At 64.2% G+C, this 18,332-nt stretch carries 18 protein-coding genes; 9 read left to right on the top strand and 9 right to left on the bottom strand.

What is annotated here, in order from left to right:
* Positions 1-155 precede the first annotated feature (155 nt).
* The 3 genes from AWB79_RS39880 to AWB79_RS35525 all read left to right on the top strand — a co-directional run bounded on the left by AWB79_RS39880 (position 156) and on the right by AWB79_RS35525 (position 1,513).
* Positions 156-323, top strand: a complete 168-nt coding sequence (locus tag AWB79_RS39880; protein ID WP_157695919.1) for a hypothetical protein — start codon at positions 156-158, stop codon at positions 321-323.
* 92 nt (positions 324-415) lie between these two features.
* Entirely contained in the window at positions 416-934 is a 519-nt protein-coding gene (locus tag AWB79_RS35530) for a Spy/CpxP family protein refolding chaperone (protein ID WP_061172144.1), read from the top strand.
* Between the two features lie 150 nt (positions 935-1,084).
* Positions 1,085-1,513: a PGDYG domain-containing protein gene (locus AWB79_RS35525; RefSeq protein ID WP_061172143.1), complete on the top strand. Its 429-nt coding sequence runs from the start codon at positions 1,085-1,087 to the stop codon at positions 1,511-1,513.
* Positions 1,514-1,524: 11 nt separating this feature from the next.
* Here AWB79_RS35525 and AWB79_RS35520 read toward each other — a convergent pair whose 3' ends face one another.
* From AWB79_RS35520 to AWB79_RS35485, 8 genes are all read right to left on the bottom strand, one after another.
* On the bottom strand, positions 1,525-1,890 hold the full coding sequence (locus AWB79_RS35520) for a DUF3022 domain-containing protein (protein WP_061172142.1): 366 nt from the start codon (positions 1,888-1,890) through the stop codon (positions 1,525-1,527).
* 49 nt (positions 1,891-1,939) lie between these two features.
* Positions 1,940-2,731, bottom strand: coding sequence for a YhfC family intramembrane metalloprotease (locus AWB79_RS35515; protein WP_061172141.1), 792 nt, complete (start codon positions 2,729-2,731; stop codon positions 1,940-1,942).
* Complete coding sequence (locus tag AWB79_RS35510) at positions 2,732-3,811, bottom strand: LacI family DNA-binding transcriptional regulator (protein ID WP_061172140.1); 1,080 nt, start codon at positions 3,809-3,811, stop codon at positions 2,732-2,734.
* Between the two features lie 117 nt (positions 3,812-3,928).
* On the bottom strand, positions 3,929-4,897 hold the full coding sequence (locus AWB79_RS35505; RefSeq protein WP_061172139.1) for a 2-hydroxyacid dehydrogenase: 969 nt from the start codon (positions 4,895-4,897) through the stop codon (positions 3,929-3,931).
* 62 nt (positions 4,898-4,959) lie between these two features.
* A complete protein-coding gene (locus AWB79_RS35500; RefSeq protein ID WP_061172138.1) occupies positions 4,960-6,240 on the bottom strand; it encodes an MFS transporter in 1,281 nt (426 codons plus the stop codon).
* Between the two features lie 59 nt (positions 6,241-6,299).
* Complete coding sequence (locus tag AWB79_RS35495; protein WP_061172137.1) at positions 6,300-7,301, bottom strand: sugar kinase; 1,002 nt, start codon at positions 7,299-7,301, stop codon at positions 6,300-6,302.
* A gap of 43 nt (positions 7,302-7,344) precedes the next feature.
* A complete protein-coding gene (locus AWB79_RS35490; RefSeq protein WP_061172136.1) occupies positions 7,345-8,166 on the bottom strand; it encodes a sugar phosphate isomerase/epimerase family protein in 822 nt (273 codons plus the stop codon).
* 133 nt (positions 8,167-8,299) lie between these two features.
* A complete protein-coding gene (locus AWB79_RS35485; protein WP_061172135.1) occupies positions 8,300-9,190 on the bottom strand; it encodes a LysR family transcriptional regulator in 891 nt (296 codons plus the stop codon).
* Between the two features lie 116 nt (positions 9,191-9,306).
* On the opposite strand from AWB79_RS35485, the gene AWB79_RS35480 reads away from it, so the two are divergent.
* The 4 genes from AWB79_RS35480 (at position 9,307) to AWB79_RS35465 (ending at position 15,092) form a co-directional block, all read left to right on the top strand.
* Entirely contained in the window at positions 9,307-10,380 is a 1,074-nt protein-coding gene (locus AWB79_RS35480) for a YeiH family protein (protein WP_061172134.1), read from the top strand.
* A gap of 83 nt (positions 10,381-10,463) precedes the next feature.
* Positions 10,464-13,394 (top strand): molybdopterin oxidoreductase family protein, encoded by a 2,931-nt coding sequence (locus AWB79_RS35475; RefSeq protein ID WP_061172133.1) that lies wholly within the window; start codon positions 10,464-10,466, stop codon positions 13,392-13,394.
* Positions 13,395-13,405: 11 nt separating this feature from the next.
* Positions 13,406-14,134: a 4Fe-4S dicluster domain-containing protein gene (locus AWB79_RS35470; RefSeq protein WP_061172132.1), complete on the top strand. Its 729-nt coding sequence runs from the start codon at positions 13,406-13,408 to the stop codon at positions 14,132-14,134.
* A gap of 19 nt (positions 14,135-14,153) precedes the next feature.
* Positions 14,154-15,092, top strand: a complete 939-nt coding sequence (locus tag AWB79_RS35465) for a dimethyl sulfoxide reductase anchor subunit family protein (protein ID WP_061172131.1) — start codon at positions 14,154-14,156, stop codon at positions 15,090-15,092.
* 58 nt (positions 15,093-15,150) lie between these two features.
* On the opposite strand, the gene AWB79_RS35460 is transcribed toward AWB79_RS35465, so the two are convergent.
* Positions 15,151-16,392, bottom strand: a complete 1,242-nt coding sequence (locus tag AWB79_RS35460; protein ID WP_061172130.1) for a cystathionine gamma-synthase family protein — start codon at positions 16,390-16,392, stop codon at positions 15,151-15,153.
* 203 nt (positions 16,393-16,595) lie between these two features.
* Between AWB79_RS35460 and AWB79_RS35455 the strand changes: the two genes are divergently transcribed.
* Positions 16,596-17,330 (top strand): glutathione S-transferase, encoded by a 735-nt coding sequence (locus AWB79_RS35455; RefSeq protein ID WP_061172147.1) that lies wholly within the window; start codon positions 16,596-16,598, stop codon positions 17,328-17,330.
* 32 nt (positions 17,331-17,362) lie between these two features.
* Complete coding sequence (locus AWB79_RS35450; protein WP_061172129.1) at positions 17,363-18,166, top strand: aldo/keto reductase; 804 nt, start codon at positions 17,363-17,365, stop codon at positions 18,164-18,166.
* Positions 18,167-18,332: the final 166 nt, after the last annotated feature.

Genomic DNA, 18,332 nt, shown 5'->3' with positions numbered 1-18,332 from the left:
CCACACTCGCTTCCGCAGCTCAACCTCATGGGCTCTAAACATTAAATCCGCCGTTGCGCTTCAACCTTGAAACCGCCATACCATCTTGCATTCGGCATTTTGTGTTTTGCATTATCGCTGACCGGGACAGGAACCAGACGCCGGGCCGCGTGACCATGAAATCGACGAAGCTCGCGGGTTTCCCGGCAACCGCGCTCAGGCTGCCCGCAGCGACGATGGCGACGAAGACCCGCATGCTCGACAAGTATCCGACGCGTATTTTCCAGAGACGTATCGAATGTAAGCAGTTGTGGCTGCGTGGGGCAATTCGCGTGCAATCGTGATACTAATATCCGCCGATGGCGTTTTCGTCTCGCGAAAGCTTTGCGCAGCAGACGAAGGTCGCCACCCCTGTCATCGATCGAAGGTAACCCGAATGAAAAGAACTCTGATTGCACTGGCCGCTTTCTGCGCGTTGAGCCCGGTTTTCGCGCAATCGTCCGCGCCCGCCGCGGCATCGGCGCCTGGCGCACAAGCCCCGGCCTCAGCTCCGGCCGCGACGAAGCGCGAGGCGCGCACCGAGCAGCGTATCGCGGAACTGCATGCGAGCCTCAAGATCACGCCGCAGCAGGAAGAGCAATGGTCGAAGTTCGCCGACGTGATGCGCGACAACGGCCGCACGATGGCCGATCTCTACCGCCAGCGCATCGCGCAGCGCGACACCATGTCCGCGCTCGACGACATGAAGCAATACGAGCAGATCACGCAGGCCAACGCGGACGGCACCAAGCGTCTCGTCGAGGCTTTCGAGCCGCTTTACACGAGTCTTTCGCCCGAGCAGAAGAAGCTGGCCGACACGAGCTTCCGCTCGGAACATGGCAAGCCGCGTCACGAGCGCGCGCATCGGCATTCGAAGGCGGCGGGCGCGGATGCCGCGTCGACGACGAAGCCCTGATCGCGCGAATCGCGGAACGATCGCAAGGCGGCCCGCATCGCGCGATGCGGGCTTTTTTTCGTCCGCCGGGTGCAAAATCGTGCGAATGCCGTTACGATCCCGCACCCTGAGCGCGATCAAGCGCCTGTTAACCGCCACTCGGATCGCACCATGCTCCATCTTTCCCGACTCGATCTAGCAACCGACCCCGCCGCACGACGCGTCGTGAAGGACGAAGCCGTATCCGTCGAATTCGCGGCAGCCGCGGGCGAGCTCATGAGCCTCGAAGGCCCGAATCGCTATGCGACGGGCGACGCCATCGTCACCGGCAGCGGCGGCGAGCGCTGGGTCGTGTCGCGCGAGCGCTTCGATCCGAAGTACGTGCCGGAAGGCGGCATCGCGCATGGCGAGCCGGGCACGTACCGGAACCGGCCGAATGTCGTGCTCGCGAAGGAAATGCACGAGCCCTTTTCCATCGCGCGGTCCGACGCGGGCGATATCCTCACCGGCGACGCCGGCGACTGGGTCATGCAGTATGCGCCGGGTGACTACGGCGTCGTGAAAGCCGCGCGCTTTGCCAAGGTCTATCGTTTCGCGTAAGCCGTCAGCGTTCAGGCGAAGTCTTCGCCCATTTCGATCTCCACCTCGCGAGGCACGGTCTCGCCGTTCGCGTACATCTCCTCCAGCGAACCGAGCGTGGCCTCCACATACGCGCGCAGCACCGCGTAGCTGCGCGCGTGCATGCGCGGCGGCATTGCGCGATAACGCGCGAGCGCGGCCGGATCGAAGCGCACGTCGATCGTGATGCGTCGCGCGGTCGCGCCAAAGCGCATCGCCACGTAGTGAATCGCGAGCGAGGTGTGGCCCGCGTCATCGCGGCGCTCGGCAAACTGCGTCTGCTCGGGAAAGAGATCGCTGATCACGTGCGCGAGCATGTCGATGTCCGCGCTCGGACAGTCGTATTGGTAGTCGTCCATTCGATGTCGAAATTCGTTTGATGCGTCGGCGGCGCAATGTCGGGCGCTTTCAGGCGCCCCGGGCCGCGACCCGCCGATAGTAGCGCACCAGCGCCACCGCGACGACAACGCCGAGCACCAGATACACGGCGTCGGCGGCGACGAGCGGCACGAGCCGCGCCTGAAACAGCGCCGCCGGCAAGCCGACGAGCGCATGCGTCACGATCAGGAAAAGCAGCGCGTGACGCGAGCGTTCGCGCAGCATCTGCCACATCAGCGCGGAAAAGCCGAGCTGCAACACGAACGCGCTCGCGCGTTCCACGAGAAAGATGCCGGCCGACACCGGCGACAGGCTCATCAGCACCAGATGAATGCGCGCGACCGCTTCGAGCGGCGCGTTTGCGAAATGCGCATCGAGCGTGCCGCGATTCGCGAGCACCGCATAGACGATCCACTGCGTCTGCACGAGCACGCCGACGAGCCACGCCTCCGCCCCGCCATGACCGATACCGTAGCCGAGCGCGGGAGCCTGACGATCGAGCGCGCCCGGCTCGCGCGAGATCAGCCATTTCATGGCGAGAAAGCGCCCGACTTCCTCGCACAGGCCCGCCGCAATCGCGCCATAGATGACGAAGACCGCCGGGCTCGCGAGCCATGCCGACGTGACCGGATTGCCGAGCATGAAGCCGTGCAGCGCGCGCTCGATGACCATTGCGAAGAGCGCGAACACGGCGATGCCGAGAATCGCCTCGCGCGGCACGATATGCAGTCGCGGCCGCGCGATCCTGTACAGCACGATGGGCATCGCGGCGATGATGAGCGTTGCGATGGCGAGGCACAGCAAGGTCGAAACACTGACCATTCAGATTCCTTGTGATGCGTGTTGCTTGTCCCGTGTCGTCGATGCGCGCACGACGAGTTCGCCCGGCAGCAGACATTCGCGCGCGGGCATCGCGGCGCCGCCGAGCCGTTCGTGAAGGAACTCGACCGCGCGCCGGCCGATATCGTACGTCGGCTGGCGCACCGCGGTCATGCCGGCGAGTTGCGCCCACTCGGAGTCGTCGATCGACATCAGCGCGACGCTCGCCTGCCAGTCCGTGCCGTGCAGTTCCTTCAGATGCACCGCGACGCGCAAGGCCACCGGCCCGTTCGCCGCGAACAGCGCGACGCGCCGGCCTGCCGCTTGCGCCGCCGCCACGCGCGCATCGAGTTCAGCGAGCGCTGACGATGCATCGGCGAGATCGATCACGAGCGTCGAGCCGCGCGCATGCAATGCCGCGACAGTCTCATGAAACGCCGCTTCGCGCAGACGCCGGGAGCTTACATGCGTGACCGGCTGCACGACGAAGAGCAGTTCGTCGAAACCTTCTTCGACGAGATGACGCGTCGCGAGTTGCACGGCGGCGGGATTGTCGAGCCCGACCATGTCGGTGACGATGCCGTCCACCGTGCGATCCACCAGAACGACCGGAATGCCGCCTTGCGCAAAGCCTTGCAGCAGCTCCTCCTTCACCCCGAGCGCATTGACGATCACGCCTTCGACGCGATACGTCGTGAGCAGCTGCAGATAGCGCCGCTCCATGTCGATCTCGTTGGCCGCGTGACAGATGAGCGGCATGTAGCCGAGCGCGTGACACGCGGCTTCCACGCCTTGCAGCACTTCGACGGAATACGGATTGGTGAGGTCGGCGAGCAGCATGCCGATCAGGCGATTGCGCCCGCGTTTGAGGCCGCGCGCCATCTGGTTCGGCCGATAGTCCAGCTTGGCGATGGCCGCTTCGATGCGCTCGCGCAGGTCGGGCGACAGCACGCCGGTCTCGCCGTTCAGATAGCGCGAGATGCTGGTCTTGCCGGTGCCGGCCTCGCGGGCGACATCCGTAATCGTCGCGCGGCGCGCGCCCATCGCGGGCGGGCGTGAGTTCAGTGTGGGATCGTCGGACATAGTGGTCTTGTGACCGCGCTTCGCCGTAGAGCGAGACGCGATGCCGTCATTATCGTTCTCCTCGCATCGCGCATGTTAGCGCATGCGCGGGTCCGCGCCCCGCGCGACTCATCGCTTTCAGCGCGCGAGCATGTCGCGATTGACGATGTTTTCGGTCAGCGTGCCCTCGAGTGCGCCGATGAGATTCTCGGCGGCGTTGCGCGCCATGGCATGACGCGTTTCGTGCGTGGCCGAGCCGATATGCGGCAGCGCGACGACGTTTTTCATCGCGAGCAGCGGCGAACTCGCCGGCAACGGCTCCTGTTCGAACACGTCGAGCCCTGCGCCGCGTACCGTGCCGTTTTGTAGCGCCTCGACGAGCGCCGTTTCATCGACAGTCGGTCCGCGCGATGCGTTGATCAGGATCGCGCTGCATTTCATTTTCCGCAATTCGTCCGCGCCGATCATGCCGCGCGTTTCGGGCGTGAGCGGCACTTGCAGACAGACGAAATCGGACTTCTCGAGCAGTTCGTCGAGTTCGACGCGCTTCGCGCCGTATTCGTTTTCGGCCTGCTCGTTCGCGGTGCGATTGGTGTAGAGCACGTTCATGCGAAAACCGAGCGCCGCGCGGCGCGCGACCGCCCCGCCGATGCGTCCGAGCCCGATGATGCCGAGCGTCTTGCCCTGCACGTCCACGCCGAAACACGCCTCGCCGATGCTTGCCTTCCAGTTGCCTTGCCTGACCCATTCGGCGAGTTCGACGACACGGCGCGCACTCGCGAGAATCAGCGCGAAGACAGTATCGGCGGTGGATTCCGTCAGCACGTCGGGCGTATGCGTGAGGATGATGCCGCGACGCGTGAGGTCGTCCACGTCGAACTGGTCGAAGCCGACCGAGATGGTCGAGAAGACTTTCAGCTTCGTGGCGCCTTCGATCATGTCAGGCGTGATCTTCACGCTCGCGCCGATGGCCCCATCGGCGTCTTTCAAAGCCGCCGTGAAAGCAGCCTTGTCCTTCGGATCGACGTTCCGTACCTCCGCGTGTTCGCGGAGATACGCTTCGACGTCGGCGGGCAATGCCTTGTACGCTACGATCTTTCGATTCATGGTCTCGGTTCTGACTCGTACTGAAAGAGGTTGGATCGGGCCTTATGATCGGACGACAAAAATCAGGACCGCACGGCCACGCCACCCCTGACCGCCGCCTGCGGCTTGACCGAAAGGGTGAGCCAGACGGCGAGCAGCAGCGCCGCGCTCATGAACACATATGAAGCCGCCGGCGAACCCGTCGCCCCGTTCAGATATCCGACGAAATACGAGCCGACGAAGGAACCCAATGCGCCCATGCTGTTGATCAGCGCCATCGCGCCGCCAGCGACATTCTTGGGCAGCAACTCCGGCACGATCGCGAAGAACGGTCCATAGGGCGCGTACATCGCCGCACCCGCGATCACGAGCAACGTATAGGAAGCCCAGAAGTTCGTCGAACCCAGCAGATACGATCCCGCGAACGCAATCGCGCCGATCAGCAGAAACGGCCACACGAACGCCTTGCGCGCCTGCAGCTTGTCCGACGCCCACGAAGCCAGCAACATCGCGATGGTCGCCGCGAGATACGGCACCGCCGACAGCCAGCCTGTCTCGACCATGCCGAGCGTCGAGCCGTTCTTCAGAATCGACGGCAACCACAGCACGAAGCCGTACACGCCGATGCTCCAGCAAAAGTACTGCGCGCACAGCTTGATCACCGCCGGCGACTTGAACGCCTCGCGATAGTTCTTCACCGGCTTGATCGCCGCCTGCTCGGCCCGCAGCGTCGCATCCAGATCGCTCTTTTCCTGATCCGAAAGCCAGCTCACCTGCGCGGGCTTGTCCTTGACGATGAACCACCAGATCACCGCCCACAGAATCGCGGGCGCGCCTTCCGCGATGAACATGTGCCGCCAGCCGAACGAGTTCACCAGATAACCCGACACGACCGACATCCACAGCACCGTCACCGGATTGCCGAGGATCAGGAACGTGTTCGCGCGCGAACGCTCGGACTTGGTGAACCAGTTCGCGATGAAAACCAGCATCGCCGGCATCACCGCCGCCTCGACGACGCCTAGCGCGAAGCGGATCGCCATCAGCGACGGAATATTGCTCACCATGCCCGTCAGCGTCGCGCATCCGCCCCACAAAACCAGGCTCCAGAACACGAGCTTCTTCACGCTGCGGCGCTCGGCATAGATCGCGCCCGGAATCTGGAAGAAGAAATAGCCCAGGAAGAACAGCGCGCCGATCAGCGACGACAGGCCCTTGCTGATGCCGAGATCCTGATTGATGCCCGCCGCCGAGGCAAAGCCGTAGTTGGCGCGGTCGAGATACGCGAGGCTATAGGTGATGAAGACGATCGGCATGATCGCCCACCAGCGGCGCACCGCGAGCTTGGGAGTTGAAGAATGCATGGTTGTCTCCGAACGCAATTCGGTTGGGTACTTCGTCTGAGTCTTTCGACTGACGGCCCTCAGGCCAGATCGAACGCGGCTTTGGCCGTCTTGTCGTTGGAATCCTGTGCTTCGAGCAGATCGAGCGCGGCGCGCGTCGGCAAACCTTCACTGTCGCCGATCACCTGAATCGCCAGCGCGCCGATGCGGTTGCCGCGCGCGATGGCATGACGCACGTCGCGCCCTTCGAGCAGCGCACTCACGACGCCGACCGCGAAGCCATCTCCCGCGCCGACCGTATCGACGACATTCGCCACCGGCACGCCCGGCACGATGCCCTGATCGCCCTCCGCCGTGCGGAAGTACGCACCGTGGGCGCCCAGCTTCACCACCACGCCCCTGGCGCCCCGGTCGAGATAGAACGATGCGATGTCCTCGGGCTTCGCGTAGCCGGTCAGCGTCAGACCTTCGGACACGCCCGGCAACACCCAGTCGGCCAGCGCGGCAAGCGCGTTGAGCGATTCGGCCATCGCCTCGCGCGAAGGCCACAGCGTCGGACGCAGATTCGGGTCGAACGAGATCGTCTTGCCTGCCGCACGCATTTCGCGCGCCATGTGGAACGCGAGCTCGCGCGAGGTCGCGGAAATGGCGGGCGCCACGCCCGTCAGATGCAGGTGACGCGCGCCCAGCACGTAGTCGGCCGCGTAGTCGTCGAGCGACAGATGGCTCGCGGCCGAGCCCTTGCGGAAGTATTCGACGGCCGGATCACTGCCGTCATCGCATTTGCCCTTCAGCTGGAAGCCGGTCGGATAGCGCTCGTCGATGGTGACGCGACGCGCGTCGATGCCTTCGGCGGCCAGCACGTCGAGCACATAGCGGCCGAACGAATCGTTGCCCACCCGGCTCATCCAGCCCACCCTGAACCCGAGGCGCGACAGACCGATCGCGACATTCAGATCCGCGCCCGCGGCGCGCTTGGTGAACTGGCCGGCCTTCGCCAGATCGCCGGTCTCGGCCGCGACGAACATCGTCATGGCTTCTCCGTAAGTGACGATATCGAGGGCTTCAGACGTTGCTTGCATGTCGGGTCCTTTGCGAATGAATGCTGAATGCAAAATGCGTAATTCAAAATGCCGCGATGCGGGCGACCTGGCGCGCGGCGTCCGCGTCGAGCGAAGCGTCCGGGCCGGAAATGAACGGATACTCGATGCCGCGCGGCATGGCGCCCGGCAAATGCGCCAGAAGCGTCGCGAAGCGCGTGTCGCCGTTCGCGGGCGCCGCGGCAAACCGGCGCGCGCCCTCGCCCATCACTGATTTGCAGTGCACGTAGCTGACATGCCGTGAGAGGCGTTTCGCGGCGTCGAGCGGGTCTTGTCCGGCCCAAAGCCAGTTGCCGGTATCGAAAGTCATCGTGAGGCGGCCGTCGCTCTCGCCGGTCGGCAGCGCGGCGAAAAGCGTCTCGAATGCGTCGATCGTGCCCCCCGCCTGCAGTTGCCCGTTCTCCACGACGACGCGCGCCTTCGATGCCGCGACGCCAGTGATCAGACGATCGAGCGTGGCGGCATCGGTCGCGACGCCGCTGTGCATGCCGCCAAGCTGCAACTTGACGATGTGCGCGCCGAGCGCCGCCGCCTCGTCGATGGCGAGACGCAGCGCGTCCATATCGAGCGCGCCGTCGTCGCGGAACAGCGTCGCGGGCGTCGAATACACCGCCCACAAACCCTGCGCGCGAATCCGCTCGCCGAGTCGTGCAAGTGCTGCGGGCTGTGAGTCGTCGTCGCTGGCGAACAGCTCGCGACGCACCTCGAAGCCGTTCGCGCCCGCGCGCGCCGCCGCAGCCGCCCAGACGGCGTGACCGTCGCGACGGATCTGGTCCGCGCCGAAGGCGCTCGCGACAATCACCACATCGGGTAAATCATCGGTTCTGGAAATTTGGTTCAATTGCATCTCGCATCGGTTTCGGCCCCAAAATCAAGAATGGAACCGGTTCCATAAACGATTTTCAAAAAGGACGCCGCAGCGCCCGTGTTGAGAACGAATGGTGCGCCAGAGCGCCGTCCACGCGCCATAGTGGAATTCCCTAGCCAAACAAGCCCGGCTCTTCGCAAAGCTCGAGAAAGCGGGCCGCGACGCGCGATGGCGTCGCCGCATGCGGCAGCAGAATCGAGAAACGCCGGGTCAGCGGTTTGGGTGCGATGCGCACGCGTTGCAGCGCGCTGTCTTCGTGTCGGATCGACATGGCCGACACGAAACCTATGCCCATGCCCGCCCGCACCGCCTCCTTCACGCCCTCCACGCCCGCGATTTCCAGCGCGACGCGCATCGCCGCGCCGCTGTCCGCGAACGCGCGCTCGATGATCTGCCGCACGCCCGAGCCCGGCTCGCGCAGGACCAGTGGATGCGCGCTCAGGTCCCCGAGCGTAACGGCCTCGCGCCTGCCGTAAAGCGGGTGGCCGTTCGGCAGGATCGCGACGATCTCGTCCTCGCGCCACGGCGTGATGGTCGTGCCGAGCGGCAAATCTTGGCCCGGCGAGCCTTCGATCAACGCGATATCGAGCGAACCGAGCGCCGCGACGATGTCGGCCGTGTTGCCGTCGATGGTCTTCACGACGACATCGGGGAAGCGCTTGTGAAATGCCGCGATCAGATACGGCAGCAGATAGCTCGCGGGCGTCGTGCTCGCGCCGATGCGCAGCGTGCCGCGTTCGAGCCCGCGCAACGCGTCGCGCAGCGCGTGCGCCTGACGGAAAGTCTCACGCAGGCGGTCCGCGTGGCCGAGCAACTGCTCGCCGGCGGCTGTCAGGCGCACGCCGCGACCATCGCGCTGATAGAGCGGCTCGCCGAATTCCTCCTGCAAAAGCCGCAACTGCCCCGACACGGCGGGCTGCGACAAGTGCAGCGCCACCGCCGCGCGGCTGATATTGCCGTGCTCCGCAACCGTCGCGAAAGTTATCAGTTGTTCCGGGGTCATCGCTATCAAATATAAGCTAATCCGATAGTTTACATTCTAAATCACGATTTTTCATATTCATATATCGAGAATAGGATTAGCCCATCGACACATCCAACTTACCAACCGGTTCAACCATGTCCACGATTCCGTCATCTCAAACTCTGGCGCCAGCCGCGTCCTCCACTCGTGGACAGCTCAACGGCATTCTCTTCGTCGCGCTGTTCGCCGCGGCCGTCACGCGGCTCGCCGCCGTGCCCGCCATCGCCGGGCTGGGGATCAGCCCGCTGATCGTCGGGATCGTCGCGGGTGCGATCTATGGCAATGCGCTGCGTCACGGCATGCCCGAGAGCTGGGCCGCCGGCGTCAACTTCTCCGCGCGCAAACTCCTGCGAATCGCGGTCGCTTTCTTCGGCTTGCGCGTGAGTCTTCAGGAAATCGCGCAAGTGGGCATCTCCGGCTTCACGGTGTCGGTGCTGGTGGTCGTCAGCACGCTCGTGATCGGCACCTGGGCCGGCATGAAGCTGATGAAGCTCGATCGCGACACCGCGCTCCTCACGGCGGCGGGCAGCGCGATCTGCGGCGCGGCGGCGGTGCTCGCGTTCGAATCGACGCTGCAATCGAAGCCGCACAAGAGCGCGATGGCGGTCGGCAGCGTCGTGCTGTTCGGCACGCTCTCGATGTTCCTCTATCCGCTCGCGCTCAACGCCGGCTGGCTGCATCTCGACACGCTCGGCGCGGGCCTGTTCTTCGGCGGCACGATTCACGAAGTGGCGCAGGTCGTCGGCGCGGCGAGCAACGTGAGCCCCGAAGCGACGCATATCGCCACCATCGTCAAGATGACGCGCGTGATGTTGCTGGTGCCCGTGCTGCTCGTGATCGGCTTCTGGATCAGCCGCTCGCGCAACGCATCGAGTGAAGGCGGCGCGCAAGGCAAAGGCAAGATCGCGGTGCCCTGGTTCGCGCTCGGATTTCTCGCGCTCGTCATCGTGAACTCGCTGAACGTGCTGCCGGCGGTCGCGACCAGCACCATCAACATGCTCGACACCTTCGCGCTCACGATGGCCATGACCGCGCTCGGCATGGAAACCCGCATCGCGCAGATTCGTCAGGCAGGCCCCCGTGCCCTTGCCACCGGTGCGATCCTGTATGTGTGGCTGATCGGCGGCGGTCTGCTGATCACGCTCGGCGTCGAACGCCTCTTCGGCTGAAGGATGCACTGAAGGGCCGGCACTGAAGTACCGATAACGCGCAACACGCCTCGTTGCGCATTATCGTTTTTGGAGGAGCACTCATGGAACACGGCGCTCGCACCCAGAACGAAAAGCTCGATGTCAAGACCACGACGTGCTACATGTGCGCATGCCGCTGCGGCATCCGCGTGCATCTGCGCGACGGCGAAGTCAGATACATCGACGGCAATCCGAATCATCCGCTCAATCAGGGCGTGATCTGCGCGAAAGGCGCGTCGGGCATCATGAAGCAGTATTCGCCCGCGCGTCTCACACAGCCGCTCATGCGCAAGAAGGATGCGCTGCGCGGCGAGGCGCAGTTCGAGCCTGTCTCATGGGATGTCGCGCTCGACACCCTCGAAAAACGGCTCGCCCATCTGCGCGCCACCGATCCGAAGAAGTTCGCGCTCTTCACCGGACGCGACCAGATGCAGGCGCTGACCGGCCTCTTCGCCAAGAACTTCGGCACGCCCAATTACGCCGCGCACGGCGGCTTCTGCTCATCGAACATGGCTGCGGGCATGATCTACACGATCGGCGGCTCGTTCTGGGAATTCGGCGGTCCCGATCTGGATCGCGCGAAGCTCTTCTTCATGATCGGCACGGCGGAAGATCATCATTCGAATCCGCTCAAGATCGCCATTTCGAAGTTCAAGCGCGCGGGCGGACGCTTCATCGCGATCAATCCGATCCGCACGGGCTACGCGGCGATCGCCGATGAATGGGTGCCGATCCGTCCCGGCACCGATGGCGCGCTCTTCATGGCGCTGATGCACGAACTCATCGCCGCCGACGCATACGATCACGAGTTCGTCACGCGCTACACGAACGCGGCCGAGCTGCTCGACATGAACGAAGCGAGCGACTCCTTCGGCCTCTTCGTGAAGGACGGCAACGCGCCCGAGGGCAATGCCCTCTTTCCGCAGAATCATCTGTGGTGGGACACGAAGACGAATCGCGCGGTGGCGCATCATGCGGACGCCGCGGAGCCCGCGCTCGACGGCCGTTACACGCTCGACGACGGCACGCCCGTCACGCCCTCCTTCGCGCTGCTGCGCGAACAGGCGGCGCCATGTACGCCCGAATGGGCGGCGGACATCACCGGCATTCCCGTGGCGACGATCAAACGCCTCGCCGCCGAAATGATCCAGGTGAGCCGCGAGCACAAGATCACGCTGCCGATTCCATGGACCGATTGCTGGGGCAGAAAGCACGACACGGTAACGGGCAACCCGATCGCCTTTCACGCGATGCGCGGGCTCGCCGCGCACTCGAACGGTTTCCAGTCGATCCGCGCGCTCGCGGTGCTGATGTCGCTCCTCGGCACGATCGACCGTCCGGGTGGCTTCAGGCACAAGTCGCCGTTTCCGCGCGCGGTGCCGCCATCGGCGAAACCGCCGAATCATCCGGATCAGGTGAAGCCCAACACGCCGCTCGCCGCCGGTCCGCTCGGCTGGCCCGCCGCGCCCGGCGACCTGTTCATTCACGATGACGGCACGCCCGCGCGCATCGACAAGGCATTCTCGTGGGAGTATCCGCTCGCGGTGCACGGCGTGATGCACAGCGTCATCACCAACGCATGGCGCGGCGACCCGTACACCATCGACACGTTGATGATTTTCATGGCCAACATGGCATGGAACTCGTCGATGAACACGACGGAAGTGCGCAAGATGCTCGCCGACAAGCACGATAACGGCGAGTACAAGATTCCGTTCATCGTCGTGTGCGATGCGTTCCAGTCGGAGATGACCGCGTTCGCCGATCTGATCCTGCCCGACACGACCTATCTCGAACGCCACGATGCGATGTCGATGCTCGACCGCCCGATCTCCGAATTCGACGGCCCCGTCGACTCGGTGCGCGTGCCGGTCGTGCCGCGCACGGGCGAATGCCGGCCCTTCCAGGAAGTGCTGGTCGAGCTCGGCAGTCGTCTGAAGCTGCCCGCGTTCACCACACCCGAAGGCGAGCGCAAGTATCGCGACTATCCGGATTTCATCGTCAATCATCAGACCGCGCCGGGCTCGGGCGTCGGCTTTCTGATCGGCTGGCGCGGCAAGGATGGCCGCGACGCGCTCGTCGGCGAGCCGAATCCGAATCAGTGGGAAGAGTACGCAAAGCACGATTGCGTCTATCACTACACGTTGCCGGAATCGCTGCAGTACATGCGCGGGCAGAACGGGCCGTATCTGCGATTCGCCGTCGAGAAGGGCTTTCGCAAGTTCGAGGCGCCGATCCTGATCCAGCTCTACTCCGACGTGATGCAGAAGTTTCGCCTCGCCGCGCAGGGACGCACGCAAGGACGCCAGCCGCCCGATCATCTGCGGGCGCGCATCGAGCAGTACTTCGATCCGCTGCCGTTCTGGTACGCGCCGCTCGAACTCGATACCACCGATCTGACGCAATACCCGCTCGCGGCCGTCACGCAACGCCCCATGGCCATGTATCACTCGTGGGACTCGCAGAACGCGTGGCTGCGGCAGATTCACGGCGAGAACCTGCTGTACATGAATCCGCGCATGGCGAAGGCGAACGGCATCGAGGACGGCGGCTGGATTTACGTCGAATCGCAATGGGGCAAGGTGCGCTGCATGGCGCGTTATAGCGAAACGGTGGAACCGGGCACCGTGTGGACATGGAACGCGATCGGCAAGGCGTCGGGCGCGTGGAGTCTCGGGCCGGACGCGAACGAATCGCAGCGCGGCTTTCTGCTCAATCACCTCATTACGGATGAGTTGCCCGCGTCCGCGCGCGAAGGCATGCGCCTCTCGAACTCCGATCCAATCACCGGACAGGCCGCGTGGTACGACGTGCGCGTGCGCGTCTATCCGGCGGAGGCCGATGCGCGCCACACGCTGCCGCAATTCGCGCCAATGCAGCCATCGCCCGGCATGACCGGCACGATTCAGCGCGTCGTGCAGACGTACTTCGCCGGACGCGGCGAATTCGCGGCGCGCTTGCGCAACGCCATCAAGCGTGATGCAAACAACTGAAGGAGACCAGCATGACTCAAATGGCTCTCGTGATCGATTTGAATGTCTGCGTCGGATGCCATGCATGCGTGACGAGTTGCAAGGAGTGGAACACGTCCGGCGAAGCGGGCAGTCTCGCGGATCAGCGTCCCTACGACGCGGATCCTTCCGGCACCTTCTTCAATCGCGTGCAGACCTATGAAGCCGGCGAATTTCCGCTCGCCGACACGATTCACTTTCCTAAGTCGTGCCTGCACTGCGAAGACCCGCCGTGCGTGCCGGTCTGCCCGACCGGCGCGAGCTACAAGCGCAAGGAAGACGGCCTCGTGCTGGTGGACTTCGACAAGTGCATCGGCTGCAAGTACTGCGCGTGGGCGTGCCCCTACGGCGCGCGCGAACTCGACGAAGAGCGCAAGGAGATGACGAAGTGCACGCTGTGCGCGGATCGCATCTATAACGAGGCGCTGCCCGAGCGCGATCGCAAACCGGCATGCGTGCTCGCGTGCCCGACTTCGGCGCGGCTCTTCGGCGATATTCACGATCCGGAGTCGGTGGTGTCGAAGGCCATCAGGGAGCGCGGCGGCTATCAGCTGATGCCCGAATGGGAGACGCGGCCAGCGAATCATTACCTGCCGCGCAAACCCGTGAACGCGGTGCATGCATGCGGCAGCGGCGGTTCGTGCGGTTGCCACTCGGACAACACCGATGAACTCGAAGCACACGGCGAACTGAACCTCGCGTCCATGGCCGTGCGCGTGTGACCCAGGACCGGAGATCGATATGAAACCCGCGTTTTCCGTCGTTTTTCTCACGACATTAAGCGGCGCCGCGCAAGGTCTGCTGATCGCGCTCGTCGGCGTCGAGGTGCTCGCAAAGCTCGGCTTGATCGTCGCGCCTGCGCAGATGTTCTTTATCGTCGGGGCGGCGTTCTCGGTGGCGCTCGGCGGCCTTGGGCTGATCGCCTCGTTCTTCCATCTCGGACATCCCGAGCGCGCGTGGCGCGCCATCGCGATGTGGCGCACGTCGTGGCTCTCGCGCGAATGTCTGTGCCTGCCCGCGTTTCTCGCGTGCGCCGCGCTTTACGGCATCGCGCATTGGCTCGGCGCGTCGTGGTCGCTCGTCGTCGGCCTGGTCGGCGTGATCGCGTCGGCCGCGCTGTTCGTCTGCACCGCGATGATCTACGCATGCCTGCGCTTCCTGCAGGAATGGGCGACGCCGCTCACGATGGTCAACTTCGTGCTGCTCGGCTGCGCTTCAGGATTCACGCTCGGGACAGCGTGCGCGGCGTGGCTCGCGCCATCGCTCGTCGCGGGGCTCGCGGCCTGCGCGTGTACGCTGACGCTCGCGGGATGCATCTCGCGCGTGGCGTCGCTCAAGCGCAATGCGCGGCTGCGTCCTAAATCCACGGTGCAGAGTGCGACGGGCATCAAGGGAGACAACGTCGTGCAGAAATCGCGCGGCTTCACCGCCGGCGCATTCAATCTGCGCGAGTTCTTTCATGGACGCTCGGCGGAGGCGATCGCGCGCATCAAGTGGACGTTTCTCGTCGGCGCGTTCGGCTTGCCGTTCGTCATGATGCTCGCGGGCATCACGTCGCAATCGGCCGTGTTGTTCGGCGTTGCGTTCGTCACGCAGTATCTGGGACTGATCGCCGAACGCTGGTTCTTCTTCGCCGAAGCGCGGCATCCGCAGAATATTTACTACGCGCGCGCTTCGTGATTGTGATTCGTGAGAGAGAACGCGTGCCTCGTTGAAACACTAGGGCACGTGTTCTCGCTCAGACAGCAAGCTTGAGCGCCTGGTCGAAATCCGCGATCAGATCGTCGGTATCCTCGATTCCCGCCGACAGCCGCAGCATGCCGTCCGAAATGCCCATCGACTTGCGCACTTCGGGGCCGGCTTCGTAGAAGATCGTCGGCGCGACGGGAATGATCAGCGTGCGCGTGTCGCCGAGACCCGTCGCCTTGATTGGTAGCTTGAGCGCGTTGACGACTTCGATCATGCGATCCGCGTTGCGCAGTTCGAACGACAGCAGCCACGACGCGCCCTTGAACAGCTCCTGCGCGATCGCGTATTGCGGATGGCTTTCAAGCCCCGGATAGAACACGCGTCCGATCGCTTCGTGCTTCTCCAGAAACTTCGCCAGCGCGAGCGCATTGTCGCTGCACTTCGCCACGCGCAAGGCGAGCGTTTCCGCGCCCATGGCGATGGAATGCGCCTGCTCGGACGAAAGCGCCGCGCCCATGTCGCGCAAGCCCTTCTTGCGGATCTGCAAGAGCCCCTGCTCCTTCGGCGCGGAACGGCGATATTCATCGGCGATGTTCGGATACGCGCTCCAGTCGAAGAGACCGGTATCCGTCACCGCGCCGCCCAACGCCGCGCCATGACCCGCGATGGTCTTCGTCAGCGAGTTGATGACGAGGCTCGCGCCGACCGTCTTCGGCAGAAACAACGCGGGCGAAGTGATCGTGTTGTCGACGACATACGCAAGCCCGCGCTCGCGGCACAGCTCGCCGATGCCCTTCAGATCCGGAATCTGCGTGCCCGGATTCGCGATGGTCTCGACGAACACCATGCGCGTGTTCGGTTTGATCGCGTTCGCGACGTTCGCGGCCGACGTGGCATCGACCACCGTCACTTCGACGCCGAGCGTTCGCAAGGTGCCGAAAAGACTATTGGTGTTGCCGAACACGAACTTGCTGGAGACGAGGTGATCGCCCGCGCGCAGCAGCGTCAGAAACACGGCCGTGATCGCCGCCATGCCGGTGCTGAAGCAGATCGAGCCGACACCTTGTTCGAGGCTCGTGATCTTGCGCTCGAGCGCGGCGGTCGTCGGCGTGCCCTGACGCGCGTAGTTGAAGCCGCCCTTCTTCGTGCCCTGGAACACGCCGATCAGATCTTCCACGCGCTCGAATCCGTACTGGACCGATGTGTGGATCGCCTGGCGCACGCCGCCGTGCTCGACGCCCACGTTCCTGTCTCCGTGAACGATGCCTGTGGTGAAGCCTTGCTTGTCCATCCCTTCTCCGCTACGTGTCGATTCGCAAAACATCGATTTTGCCCGAATCGGCCCGACTCGCGCGGATTCATGGCGTAAGCGCACTGCGGGAACGCGTGTTGCTCGCCTGCACCTTCGTCCGCGCTTTTCATCGTCACGCTGAAAAAGCGCACACTCCGCATGTCGCCGCGAACGCGGCATGCCCCGACGAGGAGCCCTTTCTCATGGCTTACGAACTCCATTACTGGGACGGTCTGCAAGGCCGCGGCGAATTCGTGCGCCTCGCGCTGGAAGACGCCGGTGAGCGCTATATGGATGTCGCGCGCGGCAAGCCGAAGGCCGGCTACGGCACGGAAGGCATGATGCGCGTGCTGAACAGCACGACCGAGCCGCACATTCCATTCGCCCCGCCGTTTCTGAAAGACGGCGAGCTGATCGTGCCGCACGTCGCGAACATCCTGTTGTATCTCGGGCCGAAGCTGAATCTCGCGCCGAAGGACGAAGACCTGCGTTACGTCGCGCACGGCCTGCAACTGACGATCGCGGACTTCGTCGCCGAAGTGCACGACACGCATCATCCGCTCGCGACCGATCTCTACTACGAGGATCAGAAAGACGCGGCGAAGATTCGCACGCAGAGCTTTCTGGAGAAGCGCGTGCCGAAATTCATGAGCTATTTCGAACGCGTGCTGAAGCAGAATCCGCACGGCGACAAGCAGATGATCGGCGACACGACCACGTACGTCGATCTGTCCATTTTCCAGATCGTCGATGGACTGCATTACGCCTTTCCGCGCGCGATGAAAAAGTTCGGCGCGCAGTATCCGCGCGTGGCGGCGATCCACGACGCGGTCCTGAAGCGTCCGAAGATCGCGGCGTATGTCGATTCGGACCGGCGCATTCCGTTCAACGAGTCCGGCATTTTCAGGCACTATCCCGAACTCGATCAGGACGCGTAGAAAGCTTCCTCGTCACTCAACCAGGAGAAGAAATGGTCGAAACGATTCCTCCCTTCGGTCTCGGCACGTTCCGCGTCGAAGCCGCGAAAACCACCAGCGCCGTCAAAAGCGCGCTGCAGCTAGGCTATCGCCACATCGACACCGCGCAGTACTACAACAACGAGGCCGCCGTCGGCCAGGGCGTGCGCGACTCGGGCGTGCCGCGCGACGACATCTGGGTCACGACGAAGGTGTGGTGGGAACGGCTCTCGCGCGACGTGCTCGTCGCGAGCCTGAAGGACAGTCACGCGAAGCTCGATATCGGCACGATCGATCTCGCGCTCGTTCACTGGCCCTCGCCGGACGGCGCGGTGCAGATCGCGGAAACGCTCGCGGCCATGCAGGAAGCGCGCAAGCTCGGGCTGATCCGGCATTACGGCGTGTCGAACTTCACCGCGCCGCTGCTCGAAGAAGCGCTGAAGGCGCCGGGCGGCGACGCCATCGTCACGAATCAGTTCGAAGTGAGCCCGTTTCTCGCCAACCGCGCGCTGGTCGAAGCGACGCAGAAGCTCGGCGTCAAGGTCACCGCCTACATGCCGCTCGGCGAAGGCCGCGCACACACCGACCCGACGCTCAGGGAGATCGCGCAGAAGCACGGCGCGACGCCCGCTCAGGTGACGTTCGCGTGGCTGTTGTCGCGGGATATCGTGGTGCTGTCGGCATCGACGAATGCGGAGCATCAGAAGAGCAACTGGGAGGCGCAGCAACTTGAACTCGACGCCGACGACATCGCGAAGATCGACGCGCTCGACGAAGGCAAGCGCAACGCGAATCCGCCGTTTGCGCCGAAGTGGTGAGTCGGCTCACGCCCCACGCGTCGAAAGCAGCCCGGGCCACGCGCGCCGGGCTTTTTTTCGTCCGCTGAAAATGCGCTCGCGCGCGGACGAGCGTCCGCAGCGCCCTCCCGCAATGCTATCCTTGCGAGTCCTTATTCCATTTCCTTCTAAGCTTTCCACGTTTTCG

The sequence above is a fragment of the Caballeronia hypogeia genome (genome assembly GCF_001544875.2).
Lineage (GTDB): Bacteria > Pseudomonadota > Gammaproteobacteria > Burkholderiales > Burkholderiaceae > Caballeronia > Caballeronia hypogeia.
Note: the sequence above shows the minus strand (reverse complement) of the source record. Positions and strands in the feature narration are given on the sequence as shown.

Excerpts from the sequence above, each read along its gene's own strand:
- AWB79_RS39880 (WP_157695919.1), top strand. The coding sequence starts at position 156 with ATGAAATCGACGAAGCTCGCGGGTTTCCCGGCAACCGCGCTCAGGCTG.
- AWB79_RS35530 (WP_061172144.1), top strand. The coding sequence starts at position 416 with ATGAAAAGAACTCTGATTGCACTGGCCGCTTTCTGCGCGTTGAGCCCG.
- AWB79_RS35525 (WP_061172143.1), top strand. The coding sequence starts at position 1,085 with ATGCTCCATCTTTCCCGACTCGATCTAGCAACCGACCCCGCCGCACGA.
- AWB79_RS35520 (WP_061172142.1), bottom strand. The coding sequence starts at position 1,890 with ATGGACGACTACCAATACGACTGTCCGAGCGCGGACATCGACATGCTC.
- AWB79_RS35515 (WP_061172141.1), bottom strand. The coding sequence starts at position 2,731 with ATGGTCAGTGTTTCGACCTTGCTGTGCCTCGCCATCGCAACGCTCATC.
- AWB79_RS35510 (WP_061172140.1), bottom strand. The coding sequence starts at position 3,811 with ATGTCCGACGATCCCACACTGAACTCACGCCCGCCCGCGATGGGCGCG.
- AWB79_RS35505 (WP_061172139.1), bottom strand. The coding sequence starts at position 4,897 with ATGAATCGAAAGATCGTAGCGTACAAGGCATTGCCCGCCGACGTCGAA.
- AWB79_RS35500 (WP_061172138.1), bottom strand. The coding sequence starts at position 6,240 with ATGCATTCTTCAACTCCCAAGCTCGCGGTGCGCCGCTGGTGGGCGATC.
- AWB79_RS35495 (WP_061172137.1), bottom strand. The coding sequence starts at position 7,301 with ATGCAAGCAACGTCTGAAGCCCTCGATATCGTCACTTACGGAGAAGCC.
- AWB79_RS35490 (WP_061172136.1), bottom strand. The coding sequence starts at position 8,166 with ATGCAATTGAACCAAATTTCCAGAACCGATGATTTACCCGATGTGGTG.
- AWB79_RS35485 (WP_061172135.1), bottom strand. The coding sequence starts at position 9,190 with ATGACCCCGGAACAACTGATAACTTTCGCGACGGTTGCGGAGCACGGC.
- AWB79_RS35480 (WP_061172134.1), top strand. The coding sequence starts at position 9,307 with ATGTCCACGATTCCGTCATCTCAAACTCTGGCGCCAGCCGCGTCCTCC.
- AWB79_RS35475 (WP_061172133.1), top strand. The coding sequence starts at position 10,464 with ATGGAACACGGCGCTCGCACCCAGAACGAAAAGCTCGATGTCAAGACC.
- AWB79_RS35470 (WP_061172132.1), top strand. The coding sequence starts at position 13,406 with ATGACTCAAATGGCTCTCGTGATCGATTTGAATGTCTGCGTCGGATGC.
- AWB79_RS35465 (WP_061172131.1), top strand. The coding sequence starts at position 14,154 with ATGAAACCCGCGTTTTCCGTCGTTTTTCTCACGACATTAAGCGGCGCC.
- AWB79_RS35460 (WP_061172130.1), bottom strand. The coding sequence starts at position 16,392 with ATGGACAAGCAAGGCTTCACCACAGGCATCGTTCACGGAGACAGGAAC.
- AWB79_RS35455 (WP_061172147.1), top strand. The coding sequence starts at position 16,596 with ATGGCTTACGAACTCCATTACTGGGACGGTCTGCAAGGCCGCGGCGAA.
- AWB79_RS35450 (WP_061172129.1), top strand. The coding sequence starts at position 17,363 with ATGGTCGAAACGATTCCTCCCTTCGGTCTCGGCACGTTCCGCGTCGAA.